This is a genomic window from Amycolatopsis sp. NPDC057786, assembly GCF_042797905.1.
GTDB lineage: Bacteria > Actinomycetota > Actinomycetes > Mycobacteriales > Pseudonocardiaceae > Amycolatopsis.
Genome location: NZ_JBHVKW010000107.1, coordinates 23,593 through 29,627 on the forward strand (window position 1 = coordinate 23,593; position 6,035 = coordinate 29,627).

The window sequence follows — 6,035 nt, forward strand, 5'->3', positions numbered from 1 at the left end:
GAAGGCCCCCTTTCCCTCGGCTCAGCCGCGGAAAGGGGGCCTTCACGCGCTTCAGGTGTGGCAAAGTGAGGACTTGTGTCACGTCCAGACGGTCGGTCCAGTATCCAAGACATCGCCCGCGCCCGGCTGAGCGACGGTTTCGTCGGCAGGGTCGGGGAACGTGAGGACTTCCGGAGCAATCTCGGGCTGCCGGGGAGCGACCGCCGCCGCCGGTATCTGTACTCGGTGCACGGTCTCGCCGGAGTGGGCAAGTCCTTCCTGCTCGACCAGCTTCGCGGTATCGCCGAGGAAACCCGCGCCGCCGTGGGGTTCGCGGACGACCGGCAACAGGACCTGCCCGCGACACTGGTCAAACTGGCGAAGGACCTCGCTCGCGCCGGGCACGAGATGCGCCGGTTCGAGAAGCGCTACGAGTCCTACCTCAAGGCGAGGGAACGGCTCCACAACGATCCGCAGGCTCCGGCGGCAGGCCGTGAGCTCGTGACGAAGACCGTGGTCAAGGCCGGCCTCGGCGTGGCGAAGACGCTTCCCGGCGGAAGCATCGCCGCCGACGCGATCGACGCGGACGCGACGGCGAAACAGCTGGAGCAGTTGCAGGTCTACCTCGCGGCGAAGTTCAAGCGGAAGGCCGATGTCCAGCTGCTCCTGGAACCGGCGGAGGAGCTGACCAAACCGTTCGTCGAAGATCTCTGGCGTATTCCGGAGAACCGGCAGATCGCGCTGTTCTTCGACACCTTCGAACGGACGGCGCCGGTACTGGAGACCTGGCTGCTCGACCTGTTCGGGGGACTGTACGGCGATCTCCCGCAGAACCTGGTGTTCACCGTCGCGGGCCAGTTCCCGCTGGACGAGGCGAAATGGAACCGGCACGCGCCGCTGGTGCGCGAGATCGAACTCCGGCCGTTCACCGAGCCGGAGGCGCGCCGCCTGCTCGCCGAGCACGGGATCACCGACGAGAAGGTCGTCGAGATCGTGCTGCGGCTGACCGACGGCCTGCCGGTACTGGTCGCCATGCTGGCCCGTGGGAACCCAGCCGAAGCGGACGCCGTCGGCGATCCCAGCGACGACGCGGTCAAACGGTTCCTGCACTGGGTTCCCGAAAAGGCCAGGAAGGACATCGCCGCCACGGCGTCGCTGCCCCGCTTCCTGGACGAGGACGTCATCGGCGTGCTGACCGGGAAGGAAAGCGCGGGGGAGATCTTCCGTTGGCTGCGGGAACTGCCGTTCGTCGGGCGCCGTGAGCTCCCGGTGCGCTACCACCCGGTGGTCCGCGGCCCGATGGTGCGCATGGAACGCGGCCGTTCGCCCGCCGAGTTCGCCGAACGTCATCGCAGGCTCAGCGAGTACTACGAAGGCCGGTGCGCCGAACTCGGCTTCAGCCGTCACCGCGACGCCTGGAACGACGAGCGCTGGCAGAAGCGAAAGCTGGAACAGACCTATCATCGGCTCTGCGGCGACCCGGCCGAGGCGCTGCCGGACGCGTTGCTCGGCGCCGCCGAGATGATCACCACCGGCACCGCTTCCGCCCGCGCTTGGGCGCGCATGATGGAGCAGGCGGGTGCCGACGCGGACGCGCCCGCGGTCCTGGGCTGGGGACAGCGCCTGGCCGCCGCGGTCGGCGACGGGGAGATCCCGGTGCTCGACCTGCTCGCCGGTGCGGGCGAACTCGACGCCGCCCGGCTTTCCACGGTGCTCCGGCGCCGCGCGTGGGCCTACGAAGGGCAAGACGACGCCGCCGCGGCGAAACGGGACTTCGACCGGGCCGTCGATCTGAACCCCGCCGATCCCTACGCGTGGAGCGATCGGGGCAACCTGTTCCACAACGAGGGCGACTGGGAACGGGCGTTGTCGGATCTGGACAGGGCGATCGAGCTCGATCCCACCTACGCCTACTCGTGGCGTGGGCGCGGTTCGGCCAGGGCCGAGCTCGGCGACCTCGATGGTGCGATGGCCGACCTCGACGAGGCCGTTCGCCTCCAGCCCGATCACCGGTGGGCCTACAGCATCCGCAGCGAGGTGCACTTCAAGCGCGGCGACGTCCGGAAGGCGATCGACGAGATCGACATCGCGATCAGGCTCGATCCCGACTACGCCTGGGCCGTCCACTACCGGGCCACGTTGTTCGCCGAACTGGGAGACAAGGAAGAGGCGCTCGCCTGCCACCGCGCGGCCGTCGCCCTCCGCCCGAAGGACGTGTTCTACCTGACCGAGCTCGCGTCGTTCCTCGAGCAGATCGGGGACGAGGCCGCCGCGACGGCGACCTTCGACACGATCGTCGCGGCGGACCCGGACAGCGCCAGGGCCCACGCGATCCGGGCCGCGTTCCATCTGGGCGGTGAGCGGTACCGGCTCGCCGTCGACGGCTTCACCGCGGCAGTCCGGCTTGACCCGGATTACGAGTGGGCGTACTACATGCGCGGCCGGGCGTACGACGGACTGGAGGATCGCGCGGCGGCGCTCGCCGACTACGAGCGCGCCATCGAACTGGCTCCCGAAGACGCCGAGAATCACCTCCAGCGGGGAAGCACGCTCTGCCAACTGGCGAAGTACGGCGAAGCGGCCGAATCCTTGAGCCGCGCGATCGAACTCGATCCCGGCAACGAGTGGGCGTACACCTGGCGCGCGATGACGCATCAGCGGTCCGGCGAGCACCAGGCCGCGCTGAACGACATCGACGTCGCGGTCACGGCTAATCCTGAGGTGGCCTTCTTCCACACCACCCGCGGAGACATCCTCGGAGGTCTCGACCGGCACGAGGAAGCCCGCGCCGCACTGGACGAAGGGGTCCGCGTGGGACAGGACGGCGGATACGCCTTCCACCGGCGTGCCCGGCACCGTCTCACCTTCGAGGATTTCGCGGGCGCGTTGTCCGATGTGGACAGCGCGCTGGCCGCCGGCCAGGAAAGCCGCGCCCTGCGCGCGGAAATCCACCGTCGGTCGGGTGAGTACGGCGAAGCAATCCGGGAGTTGCGCGAACTGGTCGTCTCGGAACCAGAGGACGCCGACCACCGCGAGAACCTGGGGGAGGCCTTGCTGTTCGCCGGGGAGACGGACGAGGCGATGGAGATCCTCCGTCCGCTCGCGCCCGAGTCCGTCTGGGCTCGAAACCTGCTCGCCCTGGCCTGGCTGAAGACCGGAAGAACCGAGGAAGCCCACCAGTCCCTCGCCGCGGGGCTCGAAGAAGCCGTCGCGCGGAACGCGGCAGGCGACCTGGACTGGGAAGACGAGGTGCAGCCGCTCTTCTATCTCGCCGCCCTCGGACGTCACGCCGACGCGACACGCGAGCTCAGGGCCTTGCTGGAGAAGGATCCACCCCGCGAGACGCGACTCATCCTGCTCCGCGACCTGAAAGATCTTCGGGAGCTGATGCCGGAACTCGGCGAAGAGATCGAGGACCTGATCGCCCTCGTTCCCCAGCCGGTGCTCACTCGCCCAGGTGCTTGAGCGCCTCCTTCCTGGACAGCGTGGACAGTGCCGGATGCGTGGTGACGAAGGCGCGCACCCAGTCCGGCTCGGTCTTCGCGTACTCGCGCAGGGCCCAGCCGATCCCTTTGCGCAGGAAGAAGTCCTTGTCGTCGATATTGGCTTCGACCGCGCGGGTGAGCAGGTCGGTGTCCGTTCCGCCCTTGGCGCCGATCTGGCAGATGACCGACGTGCGGCGGCGCCACCTGTCCTCGTCGTAGGCCCAGGTCAGCATCAGCGTGGTCACCGTCTCCGGCTCCGCCCGCAGGATCGGCCCGACCCGGCGGATCGCGACTTCGTCCACGTAGTCCCACCAGGCGCCCGTCACGATCATCTCCTCGTACAGGCCGAGCAACTCGCCGTCCTGCCAGCGGGCGTAGGCACGGTGACCGGACAGGGCGATCGCCGCATAACGCTCTTCACGGAATTCCGCTTCACGCCACAAGGTGAGAACCGCCGTCGAGAAACTCACTCGATCGGGTAGCGGATGTTCGGCGTAAACCCGCTTCAGCAAGGCCGTCCGAGGCGGGGACGCCACCCCGAGGAACGGCATCTCCGACTTCATGTACGCCCGCATCGACGGAGCCTTTTCCGGATCGGCCAGCCCGGCCAAACCGTTGCGAACCGCCGAAACCAGGCTTTTCACCTCGTCCACGCGTTCTCCTTTCCCCAGTGGGCGTCGCGAGCGTACGACAGGGGACCGACAAGACGGATATGCCCGGATCGAACCCGTTCTCCGGCCGGATACCGACTAAAGAGGGATGGCGGTCAACGTGTCGGTCAGCGAGATTGAAGCCGGTTCTCGGTAGCTTCGGCCCGACCGGGTCGAACGCGGACGAAAAGGAACACAGTGAAGAAATTCGTTGCCGCCCTGGCGGTCGCGGGGATCGGCGTCGGCACCATGGCGCTCGCTCCCTCCGCCACGGCCGCCTCGGCGTCGGACTTCGATCCGAAGCCCATCTCCTGGGGAGCCTGTACTCGCCCGAGCCTGGTCAAGGCCGGTGCGGAATGCGGTTTCCTCGAGGTCCCGTTGGACTACGCGAAGCCGGGCGGGGAGAAGATCTCCATCGCCGTCTCGCGCGTGAAGCACAAGGCCGCCAAGTCGCAGGGCGTCATGCTGGTCAACCCTGGCGGACCCGGCGGCTCCGGCCTCGGCCTTTCGACCCTCGGCAGGGCCGTCCCGAAGAAGGCGGGTGAGGAGTACGACTGGATCGGCTTCGACCCGCGCGGCGTCGGGGAGAGCAAGCCGTCCCTGACCTGCGACGGGAACTACGCCTCCTACAACCGCCCGCAGTACGTGCCGACCACGCGCGCCATCGAGACGGCGTGGCGTGAGAAGGCGAAGGGGTACGCGAAGGCGTGCGCCAAGAACGGCGCGATCCTCGACCACATCAAGACCATCGATGTGGCGAAGGACGTCGACAGCCTGCGCAAGGCGCTGGGCGAGAAGCAGATCAACTACTACGGCTTCTCCTATGGCACCTACCTCGGGCAGGTCTACAGCACGCTGTTCCCGCAGAACGTGCGGCGCATGGTGTTCGACGGCACCGTCGACCCCCGCGACGTCTGGTACAAGGCGAACCTGAACCAGGACATCGCCTTCGACAAGAACATCAAGACCTACTTCGGCTGGATCGCGAAGTACGACGACGTCTACCACCTCGGCACGACCTCGGCCGCGGTCGAGAAGCTGTGGTACGCCGAGCAGAAGAAGCTGTACGACAAGCCCGCGGGCGGCGTCATCGGCGGGTCCGAGTGGACGGACATCTTCCTGCAGGCGGGCTACTACGTGTTCGGCTGGGAAGACATCGCGAACGCGTTCGCCGGCTGGGTGCACAAGGGTGACTGGCAGACCTTGAAGGGCCTCTACGACGACTCCAACCCGCCGGGCCAGGACAACGGCTACGCGGTGTACGCGGCCGTGCAGTGCACCGACGTGGCGTGGCCGCAGAGCTGGCCCCGCTGGAAGTTCGACAACTGGGTCACGCACTTCCGGGCGCCGTTCGAAACCTGGGGCAACGCCTGGTTCAACGCGCCGTGCCTCGACTGGCCGGCCAAGCCGGGCAAGCCGGTGGAGGTCGACGGGAGCAAGGTCCCCGGAATCCTGCTGATCAGCGAGGAGAACGACGCCGCGACGCCGTACCCCGGCAGCATCGAGGTCCGCAAGCGCTACCCGAACTCCAGCCTGATCAGCGCTCCGGGCGGCACGACGCACTCGGGCTCGCTGTCCGGCGTGTCCTGTGTGGACGACAAGATCGCGGACTACCTGCTGACCGGAAAGCTGCCGGTGCGCAAGCCGGGCAACGGTTCGGACGTGCAGTGCAGCCCGGTCCCGGCACCGGTTCCCGCCGGTGCTTCCGCGGCGGCGAAGTCGGACGTGCCGTCGTCGGTCACCGAAGTGAAGAAGGAGGCGCTGGCTCAGGCGCTGCCTTTCTGAGCCCTTTCGCTGGAAACGCCCCGGTCCGGATTTTCCGGACCGGGGCGTTTTTCGTGCAGAGAAGGGCGAACGCTTTGTGGCGCGTTCGTGAGTAGGCCGGTGGTGGGGCTGAAGGCTCCCTTCACCGCGTCTGATG

General features: G+C 67.8%; 3 protein-coding genes. 2 read left to right on the forward strand and 1 reads right to left on the reverse strand.

Going from position 1 to position 6,035, the window contains the following annotated elements; translation table 11 throughout:
• The first annotated feature begins 75 nt into the window (after positions 1 to 75).
• The gene (locus ACFVM3_RS35395) at positions 76 to 3,444 is read left to right on the forward strand and encodes a tetratricopeptide repeat protein (RefSeq protein ID WP_378444249.1); all 3,369 of its coding nucleotides are present in this window, start codon (positions 76 to 78) and stop codon (positions 3,442 to 3,444) included.
• On the opposite strand, the gene ACFVM3_RS35400 is transcribed toward ACFVM3_RS35395, so the two are convergent.
• On the reverse strand, positions 3,425 to 4,117 hold the full coding sequence (locus ACFVM3_RS35400) for a DNA alkylation repair protein (protein ID WP_378444250.1): 693 nt from the start codon (positions 4,115 to 4,117) through the stop codon (positions 3,425 to 3,427). The genes ACFVM3_RS35395 and ACFVM3_RS35400 overlap by 20 nt on opposite strands.
• Positions 4,118 to 4,312: 195 nt before the next feature.
• Between ACFVM3_RS35400 and ACFVM3_RS35405 the strand changes: the two genes are divergently transcribed.
• Positions 4,313 to 5,899 (forward strand): alpha/beta hydrolase, encoded by a 1,587-nt coding sequence (locus ACFVM3_RS35405; protein WP_378444251.1) that lies wholly within the window; start codon positions 4,313 to 4,315, stop codon positions 5,897 to 5,899.
• Positions 5,900 to 6,035: the final 136 nt, after the last annotated feature.